The 24,913-nt window shown below is 31.6% G+C and carries 22 protein-coding genes; 3 read left to right on the top strand and 19 right to left on the bottom strand.

What is annotated here, in order from left to right; translation table 11 throughout:
- Window positions 1–191 precede the first annotated feature (191 nt).
- The 12 genes from bsdE14_RS19665 to mraZ form a co-directional block, all read right to left on the bottom strand.
- Entirely contained in the window at window positions 192–914 is a 723-nt protein-coding gene (locus bsdE14_RS19665) for a DUF881 domain-containing protein (protein WP_264851699.1), read from the bottom strand.
- Window positions 911–1,264: a small basic family protein gene (locus bsdE14_RS19660; RefSeq protein WP_264851698.1), complete on the bottom strand. Its 354-nt coding sequence runs from the start codon at window positions 1,262–1,264 to the stop codon at window positions 911–913. Before bsdE14_RS19660 ends, bsdE14_RS19665 begins: the two co-directional genes overlap by 4 nt.
- 15 nt (window positions 1,265–1,279) lie before the next feature.
- Window positions 1,280–1,990: a DUF881 domain-containing protein gene (locus bsdE14_RS19655; protein WP_264851697.1), complete on the bottom strand. Its 711-nt coding sequence runs from the start codon at window positions 1,988–1,990 to the stop codon at window positions 1,280–1,282.
- Window positions 1,991–2,107: 117 nt separating this feature from the next.
- Window positions 2,108–2,881, bottom strand: coding sequence for a cell division protein FtsQ/DivIB (locus bsdE14_RS19650; protein ID WP_264851696.1), 774 nt, complete (start codon window positions 2,879–2,881; stop codon window positions 2,108–2,110).
- A 178-nt stretch (window positions 2,882–3,059) separates the two neighbouring features.
- Window positions 3,060–4,160, bottom strand: a complete 1,101-nt coding sequence (gene spoVE, locus bsdE14_RS19645; RefSeq protein ID WP_264851695.1) for a stage V sporulation protein E — start codon at window positions 4,158–4,160, stop codon at window positions 3,060–3,062.
- Between the two features lie 11 nt (window positions 4,161–4,171).
- Window positions 4,172–5,137, bottom strand: a complete 966-nt coding sequence (gene mraY, locus bsdE14_RS19640; RefSeq protein ID WP_264851694.1) for a phospho-N-acetylmuramoyl-pentapeptide-transferase — start codon at window positions 5,135–5,137, stop codon at window positions 4,172–4,174.
- A gap of 15 nt (window positions 5,138–5,152) precedes the next feature.
- Complete coding sequence (locus bsdE14_RS19635) at window positions 5,153–6,532, bottom strand: UDP-N-acetylmuramoyl-tripeptide--D-alanyl-D-alanine ligase (RefSeq protein WP_264851693.1); 1,380 nt, start codon at window positions 6,530–6,532, stop codon at window positions 5,153–5,155.
- Window positions 6,533–7,978 carry a UDP-N-acetylmuramoyl-L-alanyl-D-glutamate--2,6-diaminopimelate ligase gene (locus tag bsdE14_RS19630; protein ID WP_264851692.1) on the bottom strand — a complete coding sequence of 482 codons (1,446 nt, stop codon included), beginning with the start codon at window positions 7,976–7,978 and terminating at the stop codon, window positions 6,533–6,535. It lies immediately after the preceding gene.
- Window positions 7,979–8,117: 139 nt separating this feature from the next.
- A complete protein-coding gene (locus bsdE14_RS19625) occupies window positions 8,118–10,304 on the bottom strand; it encodes a stage V sporulation protein D (RefSeq protein ID WP_264851691.1) in 2,187 nt (728 codons plus the stop codon).
- A 13-nt stretch (window positions 10,305–10,317) separates the two neighbouring features.
- Window positions 10,318–10,830: a cell division protein FtsL gene (locus bsdE14_RS19620; RefSeq protein WP_264851690.1), complete on the bottom strand. Its 513-nt coding sequence runs from the start codon at window positions 10,828–10,830 to the stop codon at window positions 10,318–10,320.
- A gap of 18 nt (window positions 10,831–10,848) precedes the next feature.
- Complete coding sequence (gene rsmH / locus bsdE14_RS19615; RefSeq protein WP_264851689.1) at window positions 10,849–11,781, bottom strand: 16S rRNA (cytosine(1402)-N(4))-methyltransferase RsmH; 933 nt, start codon at window positions 11,779–11,781, stop codon at window positions 10,849–10,851.
- A 20-nt stretch (window positions 11,782–11,801) separates the two neighbouring features.
- Window positions 11,802–12,230 (bottom strand): division/cell wall cluster transcriptional repressor MraZ, encoded by a 429-nt coding sequence (mraZ, locus tag bsdE14_RS19610; RefSeq protein ID WP_264851687.1) that lies wholly within the window; start codon window positions 12,228–12,230, stop codon window positions 11,802–11,804.
- A 306-nt stretch (window positions 12,231–12,536) separates the two neighbouring features.
- Between mraZ and ychF the strand changes: the two genes are divergently transcribed.
- A complete protein-coding gene (gene ychF, locus bsdE14_RS19605; RefSeq protein WP_264851686.1) occupies window positions 12,537–13,634 on the top strand; it encodes a redox-regulated ATPase YchF in 1,098 nt (365 codons plus the stop codon).
- A gap of 26 nt (window positions 13,635–13,660) precedes the next feature.
- Here ychF and bsdE14_RS19600 read toward each other — a convergent pair whose 3' ends face one another.
- The 6 genes from bsdE14_RS19600 to bsdE14_RS19575 all read right to left on the bottom strand — a co-directional run bounded on the left by bsdE14_RS19600 (window position 13,661) and on the right by bsdE14_RS19575 (window position 19,586).
- The gene (locus bsdE14_RS19600) at window positions 13,661–15,955 is read right to left on the bottom strand and encodes an AAA family ATPase (RefSeq protein WP_264851685.1); all 2,295 of its coding nucleotides are present in this window, start codon (window positions 15,953–15,955) and stop codon (window positions 13,661–13,663) included.
- 201 nt (window positions 15,956–16,156) lie between these two features.
- Window positions 16,157–16,804: a hydrogenase nickel incorporation protein HypB gene (gene hypB, locus bsdE14_RS19595; RefSeq protein ID WP_264851684.1), complete on the bottom strand. Its 648-nt coding sequence runs from the start codon at window positions 16,802–16,804 to the stop codon at window positions 16,157–16,159.
- Window positions 16,794–17,150, bottom strand: coding sequence for a hydrogenase maturation nickel metallochaperone HypA (hypA, locus tag bsdE14_RS19590; protein ID WP_264851683.1), 357 nt, complete (start codon window positions 17,148–17,150; stop codon window positions 16,794–16,796). The genes hypB and hypA overlap by 11 nt, the downstream gene beginning before the upstream one ends.
- Window positions 17,151–17,169: 19 nt before the next feature.
- Window positions 17,170–18,177 (bottom strand): hydrogenase expression/formation protein HypE, encoded by a 1,008-nt coding sequence (hypE, locus tag bsdE14_RS19585; protein WP_264851682.1) that lies wholly within the window; start codon window positions 18,175–18,177, stop codon window positions 17,170–17,172.
- A gap of 31 nt (window positions 18,178–18,208) precedes the next feature.
- Entirely contained in the window at window positions 18,209–19,291 is a 1,083-nt protein-coding gene (gene hypD / locus bsdE14_RS19580; protein ID WP_264851681.1) for a hydrogenase formation protein HypD, read from the bottom strand.
- Between the two features lie 61 nt (window positions 19,292–19,352).
- The gene (locus tag bsdE14_RS19575; protein WP_264851680.1) at window positions 19,353–19,586 is read right to left on the bottom strand and encodes a HypC/HybG/HupF family hydrogenase formation chaperone; all 234 of its coding nucleotides are present in this window, start codon (window positions 19,584–19,586) and stop codon (window positions 19,353–19,355) included.
- A 313-nt stretch (window positions 19,587–19,899) separates the two neighbouring features.
- On the opposite strand from bsdE14_RS19575, the gene bsdE14_RS19570 reads away from it, so the two are divergent.
- The gene (locus bsdE14_RS19570) at window positions 19,900–20,304 is read left to right on the top strand and encodes a hypothetical protein (RefSeq protein ID WP_264851679.1); all 405 of its coding nucleotides are present in this window, start codon (window positions 19,900–19,902) and stop codon (window positions 20,302–20,304) included.
- A gap of 61 nt (window positions 20,305–20,365) precedes the next feature.
- Here bsdE14_RS19570 and bsdE14_RS19565 read toward each other — a convergent pair whose 3' ends face one another.
- Window positions 20,366–22,912, bottom strand: a complete 2,547-nt coding sequence (locus tag bsdE14_RS19565) for a calcium-translocating P-type ATPase, SERCA-type (RefSeq protein ID WP_264851678.1) — start codon at window positions 22,910–22,912, stop codon at window positions 20,366–20,368.
- A gap of 338 nt (window positions 22,913–23,250) precedes the next feature.
- On the opposite strand from bsdE14_RS19565, the gene bsdE14_RS19560 reads away from it, so the two are divergent.
- Entirely contained in the window at window positions 23,251–24,894 is a 1,644-nt protein-coding gene (locus bsdE14_RS19560) for a putative manganese-dependent inorganic diphosphatase (RefSeq protein WP_264851677.1), read from the top strand.
- Window positions 24,895–24,913: the final 19 nt, after the last annotated feature.

The raw sequence follows: 24,913 nt of genomic DNA, 5'->3' as shown, positions 1-24,913 counted from the left end.
CTCATCAAAATTCATTACTTATATATTATATCCAAATTTTGATTTCCACAATCTACATTATATGTATTCTTCATAAAATACAAAAATCCTTCAATTTTAAAATTAAATTGATTTAAATTAACCTTTTATATTAATAAACGACATAATTTAACACCGATTAATATAAAAGGTTATTTGCAATTTAATTATAATTATTTTTTACTTGAAAGGTATTCGCCATCTATTATACCTTCATAGGCTGGAATCTTTACTTTATCGAGTTCTATTATATCAACGTTAATGTTTCTTGGTAATAGTATCTGCTCAATATAATTATCATCTAACAACATATAATTCTTTAAAACCTCTGATTTTCCAATAGCATAAATAGTAAATGGACCTGGAATCTTTACTCCATTAACTTTTAAAAAAGGGCCATCACATATTATTTCAGATCTATCTATGATTCTCTGACCATTAATAGAAATAGCCTCAGCACCCGAATTTTTCAAATCATTTATTACCTGTATCATATCTGTGTTATGAATAACCCGAAATTCATAGTCAATCTGATTATTATCAAATTCTGTACTGGCATCACTTAAAGTGATTTTTATACCTTGCCCTTCAACATCCACAGTACCAAGTGACATCTTGTTTTTTAACAATTCAGATTCCATTTCACTAAGTACTTGATGCTGATTTTTATCTCCATATTTATACTTATTCAGCTTAGTATTATAATCATCATATTGTTTTTGTAGAGAACTTATATCATTTATAAGCTTGTTTCGATCGTTGTATGCATCTTGATATTGCTGAGCACTTAAAAAAACTCTGTTATAATCTCTATTAAAATTGATATTTAATGAAATTAGTATTCCAATGATAACCGAAGCCATAAAAACAAACACGCTAGCTTCGTTGGTTTTCATTTTACCACCTCATTGTGTGATTTAGCCTTTTCTAGAATTAATCTTCTTATTATTGCAAAGTTGTCAAATACTCTACCACCAAATACAATAACAGCGGCTAAGTATATTGGTACTCCCATCTTATCTCCAAGATAAGCTAAAGCAGCAGCTAACACTGCATTTCCAAAAAATCCAGATATGAATATATCTGCTCGAAAGTTTTTAGAAAGAGCTGCTCTAATAGCACCAAATACTGAATCCAAACATGCCAGTATAGCCACAGACATATATGGTGAAAATTTTTCCGGAATATTTATATTCCAGACTATTCCTATTATAATTCCTACAAGTAAACCTAAAATACCAATCATAATATCACCTCAAAATCATTTTACTGGCTTTGCAAACTCAGTTTTTAGAGTTTGATTATACTTACCTATTTTAATACTATCTGACTTTTCAATTTTTATATCGCTAAAACTTTTAAAATCGTTAAAAATTTCTGGAAAGCTCAATGCACTGTACAGTAAATTCTTGTCTCCTATTGCTTTAATAGTAATTCTCTTTGATGGAGAAATCATATCATTTTCATTCATCTTAATAAGATTTCCTGAGTTTCTTATTCCAGTCATAGCTGTAACTCTATAGTCATTTATGGAAATAGCCTCAGCTCCAGCAAATCTAAGTTCATTTACCACATAAACCAGATGTCTGTCTGTTATTCTTTCATCCATATCAGTCCCTGTAAGCTTAGTTACTGGAGTAATGTAAACTGTAATCCCCTGTCCTTGTACATCTGTACTTCCAATTAACATTCTTGTATTTTCAAGTTCATCAAGAATGTTCTTAGTTGTTTCATCCTTATTTGCTGCTGCATCTTCATATTTTTTTACCTTTGCTTGTAAATCACTAACACTTTTTTCAAGTGTTTCTTTTTGCTTTTTATATTGCTCTATTTCAGCTGTTACTTCAGTTGTATTTTTGCTAGTACCAACTAATTTTTCCCTTTTATTTAGCATTTTAAATTGGTAACTGAGCATAAAGCCCAATATACAACAAACTAGTGCAACAGTAATTTGCGATCTATATTTCCCCATCTAGACTTCCTCCTTTATTACAAAACATGAATTATTCCACAATTAAAATATTTTTCAGCATGCTAATTAACTAATTTTTTTAACAAAAACTAGAAAAGTCGCATTTACAACTCATAGTTATTTTTCGATAAAGACAACTGGATTTCCTTCAAATCCAACATCAATATAACCCTTAGCACTAATCAAATCTTTATTGGAATCCATTATACTTTTAGCTTTATTAAGCTTATTCTTTAGATTTTCCCCACTTCCAAGTTTAACACACATATTGCCGTAATAAGCCTTTAAACTAATAATGTCACTTATATCTAAACTTGTCATCACAATTCCACTGTTATTTACTGATAATAGTTCTGTAATATTCCTTATAACATCTATTTTTCTCGAGTCGTCTAGAACTAATTGTTTTCCAACCTTTATGGCATCCTTACTCACACCATCAAGCTTGGTTAACTTCATTCCAGCTATACTGCCTTTTTCTTCTAATACAACTCCATCTTTATCTACTACATACAACTTATTATCAGCACTAATATAAAAGACAGCATTTCTTTCCTTTACATCTATTATTATAGTAGATGGAAGTTTTCTTTTTAAATTTACGTCCAATACATATGGATTTGATAATAAATTCTCTTTACTTTTTCTAAAACTTACATAAAAGATATTATTATCTTTAAATATACCTGACGTCTTAATTATTTCATTCGCTGTCAAATTAAAGTTGTTAGTAACTTGTATAGTTTTTATATTAAAGTATGTCAACTTTAATGCTAAAGTTATTAAAGTGGCAATAAGCAGCACCATTAACATAAAAACTCTTTTTTTCAGTCTTCTTTTTCTTCTGACTGCGATTAACTCATTTTTTGTAGCAATAGAATTATTGTTCAAATTTAATCACACCTTATGCTTTTACATTATATATATAATAATACCACTTAATAGGACTAAATTCATTATAATTTTTCTTAAGAATTAATGAAAATATTGTTTATCTAACAACTTTTTTGCAAAAATATTTTTATTAACATAAATTATAGCATTGCAGTTGCAATGCTATAATTTTACATCAGCTATTACATTGTCTTGAAATATTAAGAAGTATCCCCATTGCCATTAGGTTAAATAGCAGCGACGAGCCTCCATTACTAATGAAGGGCAGCGGAACTCCTGTTACAGGCATTGATCCAGTTACAACGGCTATATTTATAATAGCTTGAATTGCTATTACAGAAGTAATACCAATAGCAAGCAGTGTCCCATAAGTATCCTTTGCTCTTATTGCGGTTCTAACACCTCTCCAAATGAGAGCCAAAAACAGTATAACAATTAATGTACATCCTATTAACCCTAGTTCTTCACCTATTACTGCGAATATGAAATCTGTATGAGGTTCAGGTATATAATAGCACTTTTGTCTTGACTTACCGAGACCTACACCCCATATTCCCCCTGAACCTAATGCAAGGAGCGATTGTATAAGCTGATATCCTTCAGTCTTTGGCTTAGCCCATGGATTTCTAAAGTTCATTAATCTATCCATTCTATATGGCTCTATTAGAATAAAAGTTACTCCAAAAGCAACTACCGTTCCCAAAAGCTCAAAAAAGTGAATCCATCTTGCTCCTGCAACAAATAAAATAATCAGGGTTACACATAAAATAACAGTAGCAATACTTAGATTTTTTTCTGCCAGTACCAGTCCAGCAAAAAATCCCGACACTAATAGATATGGCAAAATCCCATAAGTAAAGCTTTTAATTTTTTCACCCTTTGATTCAATACTTTTAGCCATATATAATACTACCACATATTTTGCTAGTTCTGATGGTTGAAGCGAAAAGCCTGGAAGTGGTATCCACCTTTTTGCTCCATTAATAGATGGAAAAGCAAAAACAGCAAATAGTAATATTATTGAAATTAACATGATAAAATTAGTATATTTTTTAATTTTATGATAATCGAGCTTTATCATAAAAAACATAGCTACAAGCCCTATAACGGCAGAAATGCCTTGTTTTTTTAGATAGAGCATACTGTCTCCGTTATTATAAAATGCACTGTAGGAGCTTGCACTAAATACCATTACAACGCCAATGGCTACTAGTATCATAACAGTTGAAAACAAAAGAAAATCAATTGGCCCCATTTTGATTTTGGGTTTGCTCATAATCTATCCTCCTAAATAATTGCTGGTAAGGACAAAAATGCTATTAAGCATAAAAGAACAGTTACAATTGCAAAAGTAGCTACTACCTTTGTTTCATGCCATCCTGAAAGTTCAAAATGATGATGAAGCGGACTCATTTTAAATACTCTTTTCCCAGTAAGCTTGAAGGAAGTTACCTGAATAATAACTGATAAAGCTTCAGCAACATATATCCCACCTACTATTATAACCAATAATGGTAATTTTAATATCATAGCTACTGCTGCTACTGCTCCTCCTAATGCAAGGGATCCTGTATCTCCCATAAAAACTCTTGCAGGAAAAGCATTGTATCTTAAAAATCCTAAAAGTGCTCCTGCTATAACTGCACAAAATAGCGATAATGTGTAATGTGACATTCCAAAACTTACTAAAGAAAAAAAAGTCATTACTAATAATGTAATAGTAGTAGCAAGTCCATCTAATCCATCTGTTAAATTAACTGCATTGGTAGTTGCAGCGAAATAGATAATTATAAATGGAATGTACCAAACTCCTAGATTAATGCTCATTTTAGAGAAAGGTATAAATATACTTGTACCAACGTTAGGATTCTTTGCTGCATAGTAGGCTAAGAATCCAGACACTATTAATAGAAGCAGCATCTTTTGATAAGCTTTAAGCCCTAAATTCTTTTTATGTATAATCTTTAAGCCGTCATCTAGAGCACCAATAAAACCAAAGGCAACAAATGCATATAGAGCTATCATGGCCTCATCACTTGGTTTTCGTATAATAATTGCCATTGTAATACAGGATGCTATTATAAATATCAAGCCTCCCATAGTTGGCGTTCCAGCCTTTTTCTGATGGCTTTTAGGACCTTCCTCTCTTATATTTTGTCCAAATTTAAGCTTATGCAGTAAAGGTATAAATACCGGTCCTAGTAATGTGGTAATAATAAATGCAATTATAACAGAATAAACCACTTTGTCCATAATAATATCTCCTTTTTAGCAATTTATCATCTTTAGATTATTAACTATATTTTCAAACTTCATACTTCTAGATGCCTTTACAAGTATAACATCTTCTATGGATACTATATCCTTAATGTGTTCAATAACTTCTTCAATGTTATTAAAATTCTTTGAATTATTACTATTACTGAATCCAGCTAAATATGCTTCACTGTATTCACCTACGGTATAGATATAATCAATACCTTTTATTTTAGCATATTCACCTATTTCCTTGTGCAGATCATAAGAAGTATTTCCAAGTTCTCTCATAGTACCAAGTACAGCTATTTTTCTCTTACCCTCAATAGTAGCTAGTACTTCTATTGCAGCTCTCATGGAGTCAGGACTTGCATTATATGAGTCATCAATAATAGTAAATTTATTCCCTCTTACTATATCCAGTCTCATAGAAGTAACTTCAAGATTTTCAAGTCCATCTAATATCTCTTCATAGCTCATTCCCAGGCTCCTTGAACAACCAATAGCCAAAAGAGTATTGAGAATATTATGCTTTCCAGGAATAGCAATGTTAATTATAGGACTAGTGTAAGAATTACTTTCCACTACTCTAAAATTTATATGCTTTTCGTCCAAATTTATGTCAACAGCCTTAAAGTCCTTTCCATTTTCTATACCTGTTCTTAAAACGGAATATAGTCTGTTTTCAACAGTTGCAAGTAAATCGTTATCCGTATTAATGATTAAAATACTTTTCTCATTAAAAAAGTCTGTTATTTCCATTTTAGCTTTAAGAATATTTTCTCTAGTTTTTAAATTTTCCAAATGGGAAACTCCAATGTTTGTTATAAGAGCTATATCCGGTTCAGCAACCTCTGCAAGGTTATGGATTTCATTTAAATTACTCATTCCCATTTCTAATACTGCAATATCATAGCTATCATCAAGTTGAAATATCATTAGCGGAAGCCCAATTTCATTATTAAAATTTCCTTTAGTTTTAAATACTTTATATTTACCACTAAGAGCTGCAGCCACTAAATCCTTTGTGGAAGTTTTTCCTGTAGAACCAGTAATCCCTATTACCTTTAAATTTAATTTTTTTCTATAATAAGCTGCAAGTTTCAAGAGAGCCTTTTTAGTATTCTCAACCTTAATTATAGAAGTATTAGGATTTAAGTGAGAACTATCAAATTTTATTTCGTCTACTATGCAAAGTGATGCACCCTTTTCACTTGCTTCCTTAACAAAATTATTTGCATTAAAATTCTCGCCTTTCAAGGCAATAAAAATACTATCCTTTGGAATTTTTCTAGTATCAGTACTGACACTTTTATATTCCATGTAATTGCTTTTTATATACTCTTCACCATCTATGGCATTAATTATTTCATCAAAAGTTATGTGTTCCAATTAAAACAGCTCCTTTATTATATCTCTTATTATTTCTCTTTCATCAAAATGAATCACCTTATCCTTTAAAATTTGGTAATCTTCATGACCTTTTCCAGCAATAACTATCACATCATTTTTTTCTGCTAAACACATAGCCTTTTTAATAGCTTCTGCTCTATTTAAAACTACAACAAAATTATCTTTCTCTATACCTTTTACTATATCTTCTATGATTGCAGTTGGTTCTTCTGTTCTAGGGTTATCTGAAGTTACTACAGCAATATCACTTAAATCACTACCTATTTTACCCATTATAGGTCTCTTAGTTATATCCCTGTCCCCACCACAGCCAAAAACACTTATAAGTCTGCCTTCAGTAAACTCTCTAGCTGTTTTCAAAATATTTTCTAAGCCATCTGGAGTGTGAGCATAATCCACAATCACATCAAACCCTAAATCATATCCTTTAGTCACAATTTCACAACGACCTGGTACAGTAACTTTTTCAAGTCCTGCTTTGATATGTTCAAGCGACACTCCTTCGTTTAGGCAGGCAGCAGCACTTCCAAGTGCATTATATATGTTATATCTTCCTGGTAGATTTAAATTCACTTTAATAGAATCACCCTTATAAATTAAATTAAAGCTAGCACCTCTAGAATGTATATTTATGTTCTCAGCTTTTATATCTGCAGCTTTTTCAATGGAATAGGTTATTTTATTATTTTTAACATCATCATATACCCTTTTCCCATATTGATCATCAATGTTAATTATTGAATTTTTGGCAGAACTAAAGAGCTTAAGCTTTGCTTCATAATAGTTTTCAAAAGTTTTATGAAAATCAAGGTGATCCTGAGTTAAATTTGTAAATATTGCTTCAGAAAATTCCACACCGTAAACTCTATCTAGACTTAAAGAGTGTGATGAAACTTCCATAATACAATAATCAACACCCTCTGAATTCATTTCATAAAATAGCTTTTGAAGCTCTAAAGATTCCGGAGTTGTTCTCTCTGAATGCATTTTTTTATCCCCTATATAATTCGCTATGGTACCTATAAGGCCAACCTTCTTTGAAGCCTCTTCAAGTATAGATTTCATCATAAAAGTAGAAGTAGTCTTTCCATTGGTTCCCGTTATTCCTATAAGCTTAAACTTATCTGAAGGATTTTCATAGTAATTTGCAGATATCAACGACATTGCTTTTCTGCTGTCCTTAACTTTAATGATAGTACAAGGCAAGTTTTCCTCTATATCCTGCATGCATACTATTGCAGCTGCTCCATTCTTAACAGCGGTAGAAGCAAATCTATGTCCATCTACTTTAAAGCCTTCTATGCAAAAAAACAAATCGCCTTTAAGTATTTTTCTAGAATCATATTCTACCTTTGAAATATCAATATCCTCGCTGCCATTTGAAATAGTGTAATTTAGACCTTTTAATAACTCCTTTAATTTCATATAAATATCACTCCCTAAATTGGTGATTAAAATTTTATTTTATTTTAATTATACACAATTTCGGCATGCATAATTACATTTAAGATATTTAATTAAATAAATATCTTAAACTTAGTGTAATACAGCATGCCGTAATTAACTAATCACCTAATTGTTCTAGTTTTATATTAATTGTAGTTCCTTTACTTACTTGTTCAAGTGGAGAAATGCTTTGTTCCGATACTAGTCCTTCTCCATCGAACTCAATTTTGAGTCCCAATGTATCTAAAATATTTTGTGCTTTTTCTCTACTAAAGCCTTTTAAATCTGGAACAACTACAATTTTATTATAGTTTGATGTAGTGCCAGTGTAAAGTACTAATTTAGAAGCTTCTTTTACACTGTAGCCTGGCTTAGGATTAATATCTGTTACATATTCACCGTTCCCGTCAAATTGATAATCCAAATGTTGTTCTTTAAGTATTTTAACAGCTTGATCTTTCTTCAAGCCTCTTACTTCAGGTATTATAACATCTTTTAACATGCTTTTTGCAATATCCTCTGAAGAAGCATCTACATCAATTGCAAGATAATTAAATATATCATTGAAAACCTGTTTTGCTACTGGAGCTGTTATTTGTCCAGCATAATAATTAGATGGATCAGGTTCATCAATGGAAACAAAAAGTGTTATTTTAGGATTTTCTGCAGGTGCCATGCCTGCGAAGGATGATATATATTTTCCAGCCTCATAAGAGCCTGTACTACCATTTACTTTTTGAGCAGTACCAGTCTTTCCTGCTATATGGTATCCCGGAATATATGCATTTTTCCCTCCACCTTCAGATACTACTTTTTCAAGATATCCTCTTAGTGTTTTAACAGTATTTTCATCTAAAACATTTCTTATATTATAGTCATTATACTGCTTATCCACAACAGTAGTATTATTTTCTGTATGTGTTATATCTTTCATTACATGTGGAGTAATAAGTTTACCACCATTTGCAATTGCATTTAATCCTGTAATATACTGAATAGCTGAAACTGTATTACTTTGACCAAAGGATATTGTGGCCAAATCAACATCATTCATTTTTTCAGGTTTTTTGATTATACCTTTTGCTTCTCCTGGTAAATCAACACCTGTCTTTTGTCCAAATCCAAATTTAACAATATACTTGTACAGCTTATCTTTTCCTAGTCTTTTACCTAAATCCATAAAACCAACGTTACAGGAATTTTTTAGTATGTCTACAAAACTTTCAGTTCCATGGCCTGTTCTTTTCCAACAGTGTATAATTCTATTGGCAATTTTAGAACTTCCTGTACAAACCCATTTATCTTTATCACTTATCACATTTTCTGACATAGCTGCTGTAGCTGTAACGACCTTAAATACGGAACCTGGTTCAAAGGTATCACTAACAGCTCTGTTTCTCCACATCTTCTGTAAATCATCTGGAGAAATGTTTTGTCCTTTCATCCATGGATCATTTGGGTTATAACCCGGCTCATTTGCCATAGCCAAGATTTCACCATTATTTGGATTCATAGCAATTATAGTAACTGCTTTTGCCTTGTTATCACTTAATGCCTGTTTTGCAGCCTTTTCACAAAACTGCTGTATTATTTCATCTATGGTTAAAACTAAATCTTTCCCATCTATAGGTTTAGTATAGTCTGAAATTGTATAGGGCTGAACCTTACTCTTGTTATCCGTTTCAGCTATACGCACTCCTGGAATGCCTGCTAGTATGGTATCATACTGCTTCTCAACTCCTGTTAGCCCTATGCCGTCAGAGGTAGTATGTCCCAAAACTTGAGATAAAAAATCACCATTTTTATAATAACGCTTAGTATCTGATGATATTAAAACTCCTCTAAGTCCTAAATCTCTAACTTTATCGGCCTGTTCCTTTTCAATTCTTCTTGCAAGTGTACTTGCTCCTGCAGGAAGTCCACTTGACAGTTTTGTATCTAATTTCTTGAGTACTTCTAGGGGATCCATATTAAGTGCTGATGCAAGCTTGTTTGCTATTTCTTCCTTGCTCATATTCTTCTCATCATGACTTCTAATGGTATTAAGATCCAAGTCTATTCTAAAAACATTAGCACTTACAGCGAGTTCTGAGCCATTTCTATCTAAAATTCTGCCCCTTTTAGCATCAATTTTAACCTCACTTGTCCACTGTTCTGTTGCAAGCTTGTTTAGCTTTTCAGCTTGTGCAATCATTAAATACCCTAATCTGTTAGTTAACAAAAAAAACAAAATAAAAAGTATGCCAAAAATAATCAGCATCCTTTTTCTTATTATAACCTTATCCCTGTATTGTTTTTCCGCCAACTTAATACCTCCACTAGAATAATATATTTTTTATCTTTTCTATTATATTCTCCTGTGCAGTTTTCTTTTCTTCATTCGCGGTTTTACCAAAATTATCTTTAGATAGGTCAGCGTATATTACATTGTTCTTGTCAACTTTCATCATATGCAGCTTATTTGTAGCTACTTCCTCTATATGCTGAAGATTACTTTCCTTTAGCAAGGCCAAATTCAAGCTTTCATTTTCTACATTTACGGTATTAATTTCAACTTTAACTTTTGATAGTTCCTTTTCCATGCTGTACATAGTAGTATATCTACTTATTAATAATAGACATACTGCAAAAGAGGCAACAATGCAGATTAAAGTATTCTTCTTATCCTTTAAACTCTTAGCCTTTTTCTGATTAAGCCTCTCTTCTCTGGCCTTTTTCAGCTTTTCGTATTCTTCTTTATCTTTTTTTCTCTCTGGTGTATAGTCAGGCACTAATACAGTGTTTCCGTTTATATATCTATTTTTATCATCCTTCATTACCAATTTATTCACCCCACCATTAAATTAGAACTATATTTTCTCAGCTACTCTCAGCTTAGCGCTTCTGCTTCTTGGATTTTCTTCCACTTCAATCTCAGAAGGTTCAATAGGTTTTCTAGTTATAATCTTAATTTCTGGCTTTTTCCCACATATACATACCGGAAATTCCTTTGGGCAAGTACATGGATTTTCTAATTGTTTGTATTTATTTTTGATTATTCTATCTTCTAGAGAATGAAAGGTTATTACAGCAATCCTTCCATCCTTATTAAGTTTTGCTGCACCGTCTTCTATGGCTCTATCCAATATACCAAGTTCATTATTGACTTCAATCCTTATAGCTTGAAAAGTCCTCTTAGCTGGATGCGGCCCTTCTCTTCTAGCTTTTGCGGGTATTGCAGCTTTTATTATGTCTACCAACTCATATGTTGTTTCTATAGGCTTTTCACCTCTTCTATCAACAATGAACTTAGCAATACGCCTTGCAAACTTTTCTTCTCCAAAATCTCTTATAACTCTAGTTAATTCTTCTTCACTATAATTATTTATAACATTGTATGCAGAAAAATTACTATCTCTGTTCATTCTCATATCAAGTGGAGCATCCTTCATATAGCTAAAGCCTCTTTCTCCTTCATCCAACTGATGAGAAGATACTCCAAGGTCCATGAGTATTCCATCTACTCCCTCAATGTTCAGTTCATCAAGCACTTCTTTTATATTATAAAAATTATTATGTACATATATAACATTATCGTATTCTGCCAATCTTTTTTTAGAGGCTTCTAAAGCATTTTTATCTTGATCTATGCCTATAAGCTTTCCTTTTGGGGATAGTCTCTTTACGATTTCACTAGAATGCCCTGCTCCCCCAAGCGTGCAGTCTACGTATATCCCATCTTCTTTTATATTTAAAGCATCTATACATTCATTAAGAAGCACTGATACATGTTTAAAATCCATACATATTCTCCTTTACAGCACTATATTCCAAGTTGGCTCATCTTTTCTGCTATATCATCAAAATCTATATCTGAGTTATTATATTCTTCCCATTTTTCTTTACTCCAAACCTCAATTCTTGTAGATACTCCTATACTTACTATATCCTTTTTTATTTGAGCATATTCTAAAAGAGTTTGAGGAATAAGTGCTCTTCCTTGCTTATCTATTTCAATTTCATTAGCTCCTGAGAAAAAAAATCTTACAAAAGCTCTCGCATCCTTACTTGTTAGTGGAAGTGATTTAAGCTTTTCCTCAAGGACCTTCCATTCGTTTATAGTGAATGCGTACAAACATCCATCTAAACCTTTAGTTAAAATGAAATTACTACCTAATTCATCTCTAAACTTTGAGGGTATAATCATTCTGTTTTTAGTATCTATGGCATGTTGATACTCACCTATAAACATTTTACACCTCTTTTAGTATTTTCACTCCACTTTCATCCACTTTAAACCACTTTATTATATAATTCTATATAAATTATGAAATTCCTTCTAATTAAAGTAAATTTTTAATATAATTTAAAAAAATTATTTCTTGTTATATTATTTATAAATATCTGTTTCACAGCTATTTCCTTATATTGTAATTAAATACATAAACAGTTAATTTAAACTGTAATATAGTATTCCTTCTTGAAATACTACATGGTGTAGAGTATAATTTATTAAGAAATTAAAGTAATAAGCTAATTAAGAAAGGAATGTAAACTAATGAAGCTTGGAATAGTAGGACTTCCTAACGTTGGAAAAAGCACATTGTTTAATGCTATAACAAAAGCTGGTGCAGAATCTGCAAACTATCCCTTCTGCACAATTGAACCAAATGTAGGAGTTGTTAATGTACCTGATAAAAGACTAGATGTACTAGAACAAATGTACTCATCAAAGAAAAAAGTATATGCTAATATTGAATTTTATGATATCGCTGGACTAGTAAAAGGAGCAAGCAAAGGTGAGGGCCTTGGTAATAAGTTCCTTTCACATATAAGAGAAGTTGCTTCTATAGTTCATGTTGTAAGATGCTTTGAAGACGGTAATGTAGTACACGTTGATGGTTCTGTAGACCCAATAAGAGACATAGAGACGATAAACTTAGAATTAATATTTGCTGATTTAGAAGTATTAGAAAGAAGAATTGAAAAGGCTGTAAAGCTAGCAAGATCCGGAGACAAAAAGGCTAAAGAAGAGTTGGCTTTAATGGAGAGGATAAAAATTCAGCTTGAAAGCGGCAAACCTGTAAGAACCATGGAATTTACTTCTGATGAAGAAGAATTAGTAAAAGGATTTTTTCTTATAACTTCTAAGCCTGTACTTTATGCAGCTAATGTATCTGAGGATGATGTAGTTTCAGGAAATCTCGAAAATGACCTAGTTAAAAAGGTTATAGAATATGCAAAGAACGAAAACTCAGAGGTAGTCACTATCTGTGCTAAACTAGAAGAAGAATTATCTGCATTAGAGGATGAAGAAAAGCTTGAAATGCTTAGTGAGTATGGTTTAACTGAAACAGGCCTTGATAAGCTTATTCATTCCAGCTACAAACTACTTGGGCTAATGAGCTTTTTAACTGCAGGGGTTCAAGAAGTTAGAGCATGGACAATTAAAAATGGTACAAAAGCTCCAGCAGCAGCCGGTAAGATACACACAGATATAGAACGTGGATTTATAAGGGCAGAAATTATAACCTATGATAAGCTTATTGAATGCGGTTCTGAAGCTGTTGCTAAGGAAAAAGGATTTTTCCGTCTTGAAGGTAAAGAATATGTTATGCAAGATGGTGATGTAGTTAACTTTAGATTTAATGTATAAAAAAGATGCCTTTTAAGGCATCTTTTTTATGATTTTGAACTATATTTTTTTATTTCCTTTTCCATAATGTTTATAACATCATCATATTTTATCTTTTCAGTGCCTATTAATACTTCTATAGCATCCTCCACAGTTTCCATAGTATATATAGTAAATGCACCCTTTTCTATTTCTGTTTCTACTTCTCCACTTAATACTAAGTCATCCTTATTTGAATAAGGAATCAGCACTCCCTTACCTTCTATGGTATCTACGGCTTTGCAGGTTTTGAAAAAGCCTTCTATTTTTTCATTAACTCCTCCAATAGGCTGCACCTCTCCAAATTGATTTATAGACCCTGTGACTGCAATATTTTGTCTTATGGGAAGTTTAGTAAGCGCAGAAATCATACAAACTATTTCAGCCACTGATGCACTATCACCATCAATCTTGCCATAAAGCTGTTCAAAACACAAATGAAAATCTACAGGAAGCTTATTGTAGCTATTCACTATTCTGCTTAAATAGCCTCTTAAAATATTGATTGATTTACTGTGAATACTTCCACTTAAATTGCTTTCCTTTTGAATATCTATTATACTACCGTCACCATTATAACAAGTACAGGTGATTCTTATTGGCTTTCCAAGCGAAAAATACCCTGTATCTATTACTGAAAGTCCGTTTACTTGACCTGCCACTTTATTATTCACACTAATATACATTTTTTTGCTGCTAAAGCTCTCCATTATGCTCTTTTCAATCAGTTCCTCGGAATATGCCACAGCTTTGATATCTTCAGCTTTAACTAGTTTCTCTCCTTTTCCTCTCACTCTATTACTGGACATTATCAAAATTTTACTTAATTCAATACCATCAAAATATATTTTACTCTTGTCTTCTGCTTTTCTAGAAAGATATTTAGCTATCTCTTTTACTGCACCATCTTCAATATTTAATAAATTATTTTCCTTAATAACCTTGTGAATATTTTTTAATAAAGCCACCTTAGTAGCTTCATTTATATCAACAATTGGTTCATATTCAGCTCTTATAGGAAATAGCTTTTTAAAATCCTCATCATAATTGTATAACAAATCATAAGTCTCATAATCCCCTATTAAAATTACCTTTTCTTTTATATTTATTGGTTCTGGCTTTAATCCATTTAGCGAAAGTAGTTCTAGATATCCCCTGTTATAGTCTAAATCTATTTTTTCACTAATAAGAGATTTTTTCAAATAATAATATGCATTAGGATTTGCAAGGAGACTATTTGCTCTTATAATTAAACATCCTTCATTTGCCCTTAGCAAAGAACCTGATTTTATTAGGCTTACATCCGTAGAGTAAGTATTATTACGATTTTCATATTCTATATTACCAAGCAATTTATCTACACAAGGATCTTCTTCAAAAATAACCATTGGATTTTTGTTTTTTTCATTATCTACAAGTACATTTACATCAAATTTATAAATTACTTCATTTATTTTTTCTTCATCTTCTTCGTAATTTATAGAGTAAATATCAATAAGCCCCTGTTCAATATTACTGCATACATAATCTAAATATTCAACTATATCTCCATTCTCACTAAATCCATTATTGTATTCAGCCTCTAGCTCTTTTATTTCGTCGCAAAAATGCTTCTTCATTAATGCTTTGATTTTCTCAAGTTCAGTTACTTCAATATCCTTTAATTGTTCTAATATATCCTGAGCATTATTCTTTAATATACTCACTTTACTTAACATATCACTTTTCTGTTCTTCGTTTAAGTCATCGTACTCCCTTTCTTTCATTTCCTCTCCAGCTTTTACGGGAATAAATGCAAAGCCTGAATTTGTAACTTTTACTTCAAATCCAAAGTCCTCAGCCATTTTATCCAGCTTACTCATTAATTCATTACGTCTTTTTTGAATAAAATCTATAATCTCCTCTTTTTCCTTATTGTTTGTTGAATTGTAAAATTCGAAAGCTGAGTCAGCAAAGGAACTCTGTATTTTTTCAACCATTCCTTTTAATTCATTCCCCTTGCCAGCGGGTAAAAAAAGAACTTTAGGATGTTTTATATCTTCTTTTATTACATAGCAAATATCCTTAGGCGAACTTTTCTTTTCAAAATTTCCCTCGATAAAATTTATTATATTTCTTAATTTATCCTTTGAAAAATCATCAATAAGATAAATGTTATAACCTGACCTTTCTATATCTATAGTTTCCTTAATCTTTTCATAAACGCTGCTATACTCCGGTATATGCTCAAGTTCATTTCTATAATCTATGTTTTCAAATTCGAACTTATATACAATATCATTAGCAGTTAACTGTCTTTTCACTATACTATTCCTCCCTTCATGATTTACTAGGAGCATAATTTTTAAGGCCATTACTGCCTTCTTCAAAAAATATGACTTACTATATTAATATTCTAAAAATTGGATTTTAGGAACAATATTATTACAAAATAAAAAAAACTGCGTAAATACGCAGTTCAAAGATTACTATTTAAATATATAACATCGCTTTAAGATTATTTTTTATTTGTTTAAGTAGCTTTTTATCCATTCTATAAATTCAGGCATTCCATCACCTTTAACACTATTAACTTTAAATATTTCAATATCAGGATTATTGTTTTTAGCGTTATCAACTACTCTTTTTTCATCAAACTTAAAGTATTGTAACATATCGTATTTTGTCATTACTAGTGCATTTGCTCTAGTAAACATAAGCGGATATTTTTCAACTTTATCATCACCCTCAGGTATGCTTAAAAGTGCTATCTTTAGCTCATCTCCAATGTCAAATTCAGCGGGGCAAACAAGATTTCCTATATTCTCTACTATTAAAATATCTAAATCCTTTAAATCAAAGTATTGAAGCATATTTTTTATTGACATTGCTTCTATATGACATGCGCCCTCAGTATTAAGCTGTACAACAGGTATACCTAGTGCTGCTATTTTTTCAGCATCAATAGAACCAGCAATATCACCCTCAATTATACCTATTTTATATTCATTGCTTAAGCTATTAATAATATTCGTAATAAATGTAGTTTTACCAGTTCCAGGAGAACCCATTATATTTATCATTAAAACATTATTTTCTTCAAAAGTATTTCTTAGCTCTTGGTGACAATTTTCATTCCACTCCATTATCTGTCTTACAACTTTAATTTCCATCCTCATCGACCTCCATACTATCTATATAATACTCATTTCCATTAACTATTTTCAATTTGGTGCTTCCACACACTTCACAGCAATTACCTTGTGATTTTAGAAGCTCAAATTTTGCATTACATTCAGTACATTCCATAGTTACAGGAATTTTAATTATATTTAATTTAGCCCCTTCAATAATAGTATCCTTGCTTACTATATCAAAATAAGATTGCAGGCATTCTGGTACAAGGCCAGAAAGCTCACCTACCTTAATTTTAATTTCATTTACTTTTTTTACATTGTATTTTTCCGCTTCTTCACAGCAAATTCTAACTATGCTCTCCGTTATGGGCAATTCATGCATACTAACTTATTCTCCTTCTTTAACATATTCTTGGCAGCAAATCATTTGATAATTTATCCAGAACTTTTCTAATTCCAAGCTGATTCTTTATAACTACCTTTGACTGTAGATAATCAACTACCTGGCCTATTACAGCTGCATTAAAAGAAGCTTCATGTTTTCTTAAGTCCTCAACCAAATCATCAGCACATTCTGAATCCACAACTACCAGCACCTTACCTTCATTTGCACTATAAAGAGGATCTACGCCTAATAGGTCAGCTGCTGTTCTTACGCTTGGATCTACTGGAATACTTTCTTCTAAAAGCTCTATAGAAAAGTCCATTCCCTCCGTGAATTCATTAAGAGTAGTAGCTACTCCTCCCCTTGTAGGGTCTCTTAATATTTTAACCTTATCACCGTACTTCAATATGGTAGAAACCACTTCATTTAGTGGGGTACAATCTGAGTATAGACTTCCTTCCAACAGCTTCTCTCTAGCACATAAAATAGCTAATCCATGATTGCCCACACTGCCAGAAACAATAACCTTATCTCCACTTTTAATTCTTGACTTTCCTAAATCAATACCTTCTACTCTTTGTCCAATACCTGCTGTATTAATATAAATTCCATGTCCATGTCCCTTGTCAACTACTTTTGTATCCCCTGTTACAACTTTAACTCCTGCCTTTTCAGCAGTTTTACTTAAAGAAGTAATTATATGTTCAAGCTCCTTTAAGCTAAACCCCTCTTCAATTATTAAGGAAAGGCTTAGATATTTAGGAATACTACCGCACATCAATAGATCATTTACTGTCCCACACACACTTAGCTTACCAATATCCCCACCAGGAAATATATAAGGATCAATTACAAAGCTATCTGTAGAAAAAGCAATACTTCCAGATACATCCAAAACAGCACCGTCTCCAAGGCTATTAAGTTCCTTGTTATTAAAGCTCGGTAAAATTACATTATCAATAAAAGCAGAGGTTTTTTTACCTCCATTACCAAATGACATAGTCACAAATTCATCCTTTATCATTAGCGCACCTTCTCACTATATTATAAAAACATTAAAGTTTAATATTATTTCTATCATATTTATAGTATGCAGAACAACTTCCTTCACTAGATACCATACATGGACCCAATGGATTTTCTGGAACACATACCTTCCCAAAATTTCCACATTCACAAGGCTTAATAAGCCCCTTCAGAACATCCCCACACCTACAGCCTGATGATTTTTCTTCCTTATACTTAAGAGGATATATTTTTTCAATATCATATTTTTTATAAGTTTCATTAAGCTTTAGGCTGCTTTCCTTAATTAGCCCTAGTCCTCTCCAATAATCATCTCTTACTTCAAATACCTCTTTAAACATATCTTTGGCTACAGCATTACCCTGCTTTCTTACAACTGATTTATAACAGTTTTTTACTGTATATTCATTGCTTTCTATGGACTTTACTATTTCATAAAGTGCATCTACTATTTCTTTCATTTCAAAGCCTGCTATTATACCACTACATTCATAGTTATTTAGAAATTTAAAGCCTTCCTCCCCCAAGATAACGCTTACATGACCTGGCAGTAAAAATCCTTGTATATTGAGTTCCTTATCTTCAAGTAAAACCTTCATAACGGGCTCAACAAGCTTGTGAAGCGACAGCACATAAAAGTTATCAAGCTTTTGTCTTTCTGCTTCCTTTATTGCAACTACTGTTGCAGGCGTTGTAGTTTCAAAGCCTATTCCTAGAAAAACTACCTTTTTGTTTCTATTTTCTGCTGCAAGCTCTACTGCATCTATACTTGAATAGACCATTTTCACAGCAGCACCAAGAGCTCTAGCCTTTTCTAGAGTCCTAGCTGGTGAACTCCCAGGTACCCTAATCATATCTCCATAAGTAGCTATAATAACATCCTTTTCAAGTGATAAATCATAAACATAATCTAAATAGTTACTTGGAGTTACACAAACTGGACACCCTGGTCCCGATACCAGATTTATATTTTTATTAAGCAAATCCCTGATTCCATACTTACTTATAGCCATAGTATGAGTACCACAAATCTCCATAATACTAATGTTATTCTGAAACTTATTGATCTCTTCTATCTTTTTTAATACTTCATTTAAAACTGCACTTTCCATATCTATCCCTTTCTAAATGCATAAGCTCATTTAAGATATACATATCAAAATTTATATCAAATTATCTATTATTTTGTTCTAAACTTTCCTCTAGTTCCTTCATTATATCCAACGTTTCCTTAGCAGCTTCATAATCAATAATTTCTATTGCAAAACCTGCATGTACCATAACATAGTTCTCTAGCTTAACGTTTGGAACTAAATCTATTCTTATCTTTCTTTCAATTCCATTCATTTCTCCAACAGCTGTATTACCATTAATGCAGATGACTCTTAAAGGAATTCCTAAACACATTTTCCTCTCCCGCCTTTCTAAGTTGAGTAAATTCGACATAATTACTTTCATACTCTCATAATTATGATATCACAAATAAAATTTTTAGTTAAGTTATTTATCTTAATATAATTTCTTATAAATTTATTTATTTCATATAATTAAGAATTTATGGGCAAAACTATAAATATATATTTTAAAAATTATATATTTTAAATAACTGGACACTGTGATATAATATACATAAAAATGCCATAAATAATATTATTATAATAATGGCCTTATTTAGATTATTTGAATTTATAAATAAATTCATTGAAAAGGAGTTATATATATGAGTTTTAAAGAAAAGTTTTCCAAGGTTTATACAGATTCTTATTTAAAAAAATATGGTGACAGAATAACTCAAGTTCAAGGAAATGTAGTTTCTGTTAAAGTAGAAGAAAAAACTGTCCTATGGATTTTCCATAAATTAAGAGTTACTATTCTAGTTAGACCAGATAGAAGTAAGTCAATAGTTAAATGTATGTATAAAAGAAACAAATGGTTTAAAAAACCTAACTTTATTAGTATAACGCAAGGTAACTTAGTCGTAATACAAGGACTTAAGGGCAAAAAAGGTAAAGAAAATAGAGAAATGCTTTCAATTATGAATGTAAGAAACCTAAGCACAAAGAAAGATTTAGTTCCTGTTGAAGGCAAAACTCAAAAGGTTCAACAAGTTAGAAGATATAAATAATTCATAATAAAAAATCCCTTGTATCAAGAATACAAGGGATTTTTTACACCTAATTTAATAATTATCTTCTTTGCATATACAAATAAACACTATTAATGAAAGATATTATACCTGAAAAGAATATAACTATCATCCATTGTCCAAAGCCTAATGCTACCGTATGGAATACATTCTGTAAAAATGGTACATAGAGAACTAAGTTGAGCATTGTTATCGAAATAAGCACTGCACCTACTAAGTACATATTTGTAAATAGCTTTATCTCAAAAATTGAATGTTTTTCTGATCTACATTCAAAAACATGTATCAATTGAGACATAATTAGTGTTCCTAGTGCTAGAGTTCTACAGGCTTTTAAATCCATATTATAGTATCTTCCCATTATAAATGCCAGCACCGTACAAATTCCTATCAAGCTGCCTCTTATTAATATCTTTTCTGTAAGTCCTCTTGCAAATATATGTTCATTCTTTTCTCTAGGTTTTTGATACATTATGTCCTTATCAGCGGGGTCAACACCAAGAGCTATAGCCGGAAGCCCATCTGTAAGTAAGTTTACAAATAATATTTGTATTGGAAGAAGAGGTGTATCTAAATAGAACATAGAAGCTAAAAACATAGTTAATACCTCTCCAAGGTTACAGGAAAGAAGGTATCTTATAAACTTTCTTATGTTATCATATATTACCCTTCCTTCTTCTACTGCGGCCACTATTGTAGCAAAGTTATCATCCAGAAGAATCATGGATGAAGCTTCTTTGGTTACATCAGTGCCTGATATACCCATAGAAATACCGATATCTGCTTCCTTTACAGCAGGAGCATCATTTACTCCATCACCAGTCATTGCTACTATTTGGTTTCTATTCTTAAATGCTTTTACTATTCTTAGCTTATGGTTTGGACTAACTCTAGCAAATATAGTAGCATTTCCTACCACTTTAACTAAATCTTTATCATTTATCTTATCTAAATCTTCTCCAGTAAGTACTTCACTTTCATCCTTGCATATTTCTAATTCCTTACCTATAGCATAAGCAGTATTTTTATGATCTCCAGTAATCATTACTGGTTTTATGCCAGCTATCTTACATTCCAATACTGCATCTTTAACTTCTTTTCTTGGGGGATCTATTATTCCTGCAACCCCAATAAATATCAAATCATTTTCAAGACTGCTATTTTTTACAATATTTTTATCCTTATACGCTGCTGCGATACACCTTAAAGCCTTATAAGACATATTTTCTACTGCTATAAGAATTTTTTGCTTATATATAGGGGTTAACGGTTTTACTTCTCCGCTATCTAAAACATATTTACATCTATCTATTATTCTTTCAGGAGCCCCTTTTACATAACAGCACTCTCTGCCAGACTCTCTTATAACTACAGACATCATTTTTCTGTTTGAATCAAATGGCAAATCAAATACTCTGCTTCCAGTATTTAAAAAAGTATTATAGGATTTTGTATCATTAAAAAATGCCTTTATTAAAGCTGTTTCAGTTGGGTCACCTAAAAGACTCTTTTGAATATTATTTTCTTTTAAATCCAAATTACAATCGTTGCAGAAGGTAAAAGCCTTTTTTAAAACTAAATTTTCAGGAACCCTTTCCTTATCATAATTGTATAAATTGTTATTAAAGTACAGTGCTTTAACAGTCATGTTATTTTGAGTTAATGTACCTGTCTTATCACTGCATATAACTGAGGTACATCCTAAAGTCTCAACTGCAGGAAGTTTTCTAACTAGCGCATTTCTCTTAAGCATTCTTGACACTCCAAGAGCTAGTGCCACAGTAACAATAGCTGCTAGTCCTTCTGGTATCGCAGCAACTGCCAAGCTAACACCTGATAGAAACATCTGATACTTATCTTGTCCTCTCCATATACCTGTCAAAGTAACAACTATACAAATTATTACACATAAAACTACAAGTATTTTGCCAAGAGAGGCTAGTTTTAGTTTTAATGGTGATACTTCATTTTCAATACTTTGAAGCATACCTGCTATTTTTCCCATTTCAGTTTTCATACCAGTTTGTAATACTTTAGCAGTTGCCTTTCCCGTAAGCACTATAGTTCCCATATATAAATTATTTTCTTTATCTTTGTCACTCTTGTTTACCCCAAGGGATTCACCAGTTAAAAGCGACTCATCCACCATTACATTGCTATATTGAAGTATAATGCAGTCAGCTGGTACCCTATCTCCACTTTCCAGTATAACTAAATCACCTGGTACTAAAAATTCTGCATTTACTACTTGTACTTTTCCTTCTCTAATTACCTTTGCGGTAGGAGCTGCAAGTTTTTTTAGAGCCTCCAAGGATTTTTCCGTTTTAAATTCCTGAACAAAACCTAGAATGGCATTCATAATTATAATTATTAAAATTGTAATTGCATCAGCCTTTTCTCCCATAATTCCGGATAAAATAGTTGCTCCTATTAAAACCCATACAATGAAATCATTAAATTGGGATAAAAAGATTTTAATAGATGAAATTCTATTCGCTTGCTCAAGCTGGTTTAAGCCATATGTCTTTAGTCTTTTATCTACATCTTCCTTTGTCAAACCATACATTGCATCTTGATGATTAACCATTTTCTTCCCTCCTGCTACTTAAAATAATGAACCTCAAACTATGGAATTTTACTTTATCCAAAGTACACTTTGTCCATTTTTGCCCTATAGTAATATATGTCCACAAATTATTAGATATGTGAAATTTTATTATTATAAAAATGTAAAGGTTTAAATTGTAAATAGCTTAATTATTCTATTTACAAGCAAAGTTTTAAACTATAAAATAGTGTAAAGTAGACTTTTTAAATTTGCTTATAGGAGGTAAATTTCCTAAATGGACATTTACGGGTAAATTGTGAGCGGTAGCGATCATGTTTAAGTTACCCAGTGTTTCGACTGAAAGGAGAAATTTTATTATGAATGATGTAATATACATAACTGGACATAAAAATCCTGATACTGATTCTATTTGCGCATCCATTGCTTATGCAGAGTTTAAAAATAAGACTGAAAATACTACTGCCATACCTGTAAGACTTGGTGCTGTAAATAGAGAGACTCAATTTATACTAAATTATTTTGGCGTAGAAATTCCTGAGCTAATAGAAACTGTAAAAGTGCAAATTTCTGATTTAGATATTGATATCGTAGCACCAGTATATCCGGAAATTTCCTTAAAAATGGCTTGGAATATAATGAAAAGAAATAATATAAAAACCCTTCCTGTAGTAAACGAAACTGATACCCTAATAGGTATTGCTTCTCTTTCAAACTTAACTTCAACTTATATGGATATTTGGGATAACAATATACTATCCAAAAGTAATACTACACTGGAAAACATTTTAGAAACCCTTTCTGCTAAGTGTATATATATTCCTGAGGAAAACCCTAAAATTAGAGGAAAAATTGTTACTGCTGCTATGCAGCCTGATAGTGCTGAATGTATTATTGAAGAGGGTGATGTGGTTATCTGTGGAGATAGAGAAGATACTCAGGAATCCGTAATTAATGCAAAAGCTTCACTTATGATAATTACAGGCAATCATTTTGCCAGTGACACTGTTGTTGAAAAGGCTACAGCTGCTGGATGTTCTATAATAACTACCCCATACGATACTTTTACTGCCTCAAGACTTATAACTCAAAGTATTCCAATAGGATATGTAATGACTAAAGACAATATACTTAGCTTTCATGTTGATGATTTCGTTGAAGAAATTAAGGATGTTATGCTTGAAACTAGGTATAGAAGCTATCCAGTAGTTGATAGAGACAATAAGGTTATGGGTAGTGTTTCTAGATACCATTTGATAACTCAAAACAAGAAAAAAGTTATTTTGCTTGATCACAACGAGAGGACTCAATCTGTTCATGGTCTTGAAGATGCCGAGGTTCTAGAAATAATAGATCACCACAGAATTGCAGATATTCAAACTGGAGGTCCAATATATTTTAGAAACGAACCCGTTGGAAGTACTTCTACTATAATAGCATCAATATTCTTTGAAAATGGCATTAGACCTTCTAGAAAAGCTGCAGGAATTTTGTGTGCTGCTATAATTTCTGATACACTTTTATTCAAATCACCTACCTCAACTAATGTTGATAAAGTAACCTTAAAAAGACTTGCTGAAATAGCAAATATAGATGTGGAAAAATTTGCAAAAGAAATGTTCAAAGCTGGTACTTCTCTAAAGGATAAGACAGCTGATGAAATCTTCCATCAGGACTTTAAAGTCTTCACCATAAACAACTTAAAAATTGGAATTTCACAAGTTGGAACTATGAATATAGAAAGCTTCTCAGATATTCGTGAGGAAATGGTCAATCTAATGGAAAAAAAGGCTGTAGAAGATAGTTTCAATGTGATAGTATTAATGTTAACAGATATTTTAAACGGAGGCTCCGAGCTTATAGCCCTTGGTAAAGATAAAGATATAATTTCAAGAGCCTTTAATGTAAAATTAACTGGAAATAGTGTTTATCTTCCAGGTATTCTTTCAAGAAAAAAGCAAGTAATACCACCTATTACTACTGCTATAACATCAATGAAATAAGAAGTGAATTTTTCACTTC

The organism is Clostridium omnivorum, assembly GCF_026012015.1.
GTDB classification, from domain to species: Bacteria; Bacillota; Clostridia; order Clostridiales; family Clostridiaceae; genus Clostridium_AX; species Clostridium_AX omnivorum.
This window is presented reverse-complemented; position numbering and strand designations above follow the sequence as displayed.

Bases quoted from the DNA above. Each gene is read 5' to 3' on its own strand.
- bsdE14_RS19665 (WP_264851699.1), bottom strand. From the start codon at position 914: ATGAAAACCAACGAAGCTAGCGTGTTTGTTTTTATGGCTTCGGTTATC.
- bsdE14_RS19655 (WP_264851697.1), bottom strand. From the start codon at position 1,990: ATGGGGAAATATAGATCGCAAATTACTGTTGCACTAGTTTGTTGTATA.
- bsdE14_RS19575 (WP_264851680.1), bottom strand. From the start codon at position 19,586: ATGTGTTTAGGAATTCCTTTAAGAGTCATCTGCATTAATGGTAATACA.
- bsdE14_RS19560 (WP_264851677.1), top strand. From the start codon at position 23,251: ATGAATGATGTAATATACATAACTGGACATAAAAATCCTGATACTGAT.
- rsmH (WP_264851689.1), bottom strand. From the start codon at position 11,781: ATGGATTTTAAACATGTATCAGTGCTTCTTAATGAATGTATAGATGCT.
- hypA (WP_264851683.1), bottom strand. From the start codon at position 17,150: ATGCATGAATTGCCCATAACGGAGAGCATAGTTAGAATTTGCTGTGAA.
- hypE (WP_264851682.1), bottom strand. From the start codon at position 18,177: ATGATAAAGGATGAATTTGTGACTATGTCATTTGGTAATGGAGGTAAA.
- mraZ (WP_264851687.1), bottom strand. From the start codon at position 12,230: ATGTTTATAGGTGAGTATCAACATGCCATAGATACTAAAAACAGAATG.
- bsdE14_RS19570 (WP_264851679.1), top strand. From the start codon at position 19,900: ATGAGTTTTAAAGAAAAGTTTTCCAAGGTTTATACAGATTCTTATTTA.
- mraY (WP_264851694.1), bottom strand. From the start codon at position 5,137: ATGGACAAAGTGGTTTATTCTGTTATAATTGCATTTATTATTACCACA.
- hypD (WP_264851681.1), bottom strand. From the start codon at position 19,291: ATGGAAAGTGCAGTTTTAAATGAAGTATTAAAAAAGATAGAAGAGATC.
- ychF (WP_264851686.1), top strand. From the start codon at position 12,537: ATGAAGCTTGGAATAGTAGGACTTCCTAACGTTGGAAAAAGCACATTG.
- spoVE (WP_264851695.1), bottom strand. From the start codon at position 4,160: ATGAGCAAACCCAAAATCAAAATGGGGCCAATTGATTTTCTTTTGTTT.
- hypB (WP_264851684.1), bottom strand. From the start codon at position 16,804: ATGGAAATTAAAGTTGTAAGACAGATAATGGAGTGGAATGAAAATTGT.
- bsdE14_RS19630 (WP_264851692.1), bottom strand. From the start codon at position 7,978: ATGAAATTAAAGGAGTTATTAAAAGGTCTAAATTACACTATTTCAAAT.
- bsdE14_RS19660 (WP_264851698.1), bottom strand. From the start codon at position 1,264: ATGATTGGTATTTTAGGTTTACTTGTAGGAATTATAATAGGAATAGTC.
- bsdE14_RS19565 (WP_264851678.1), bottom strand. From the start codon at position 22,912: ATGGTTAATCATCAAGATGCAATGTATGGTTTGACAAAGGAAGATGTA.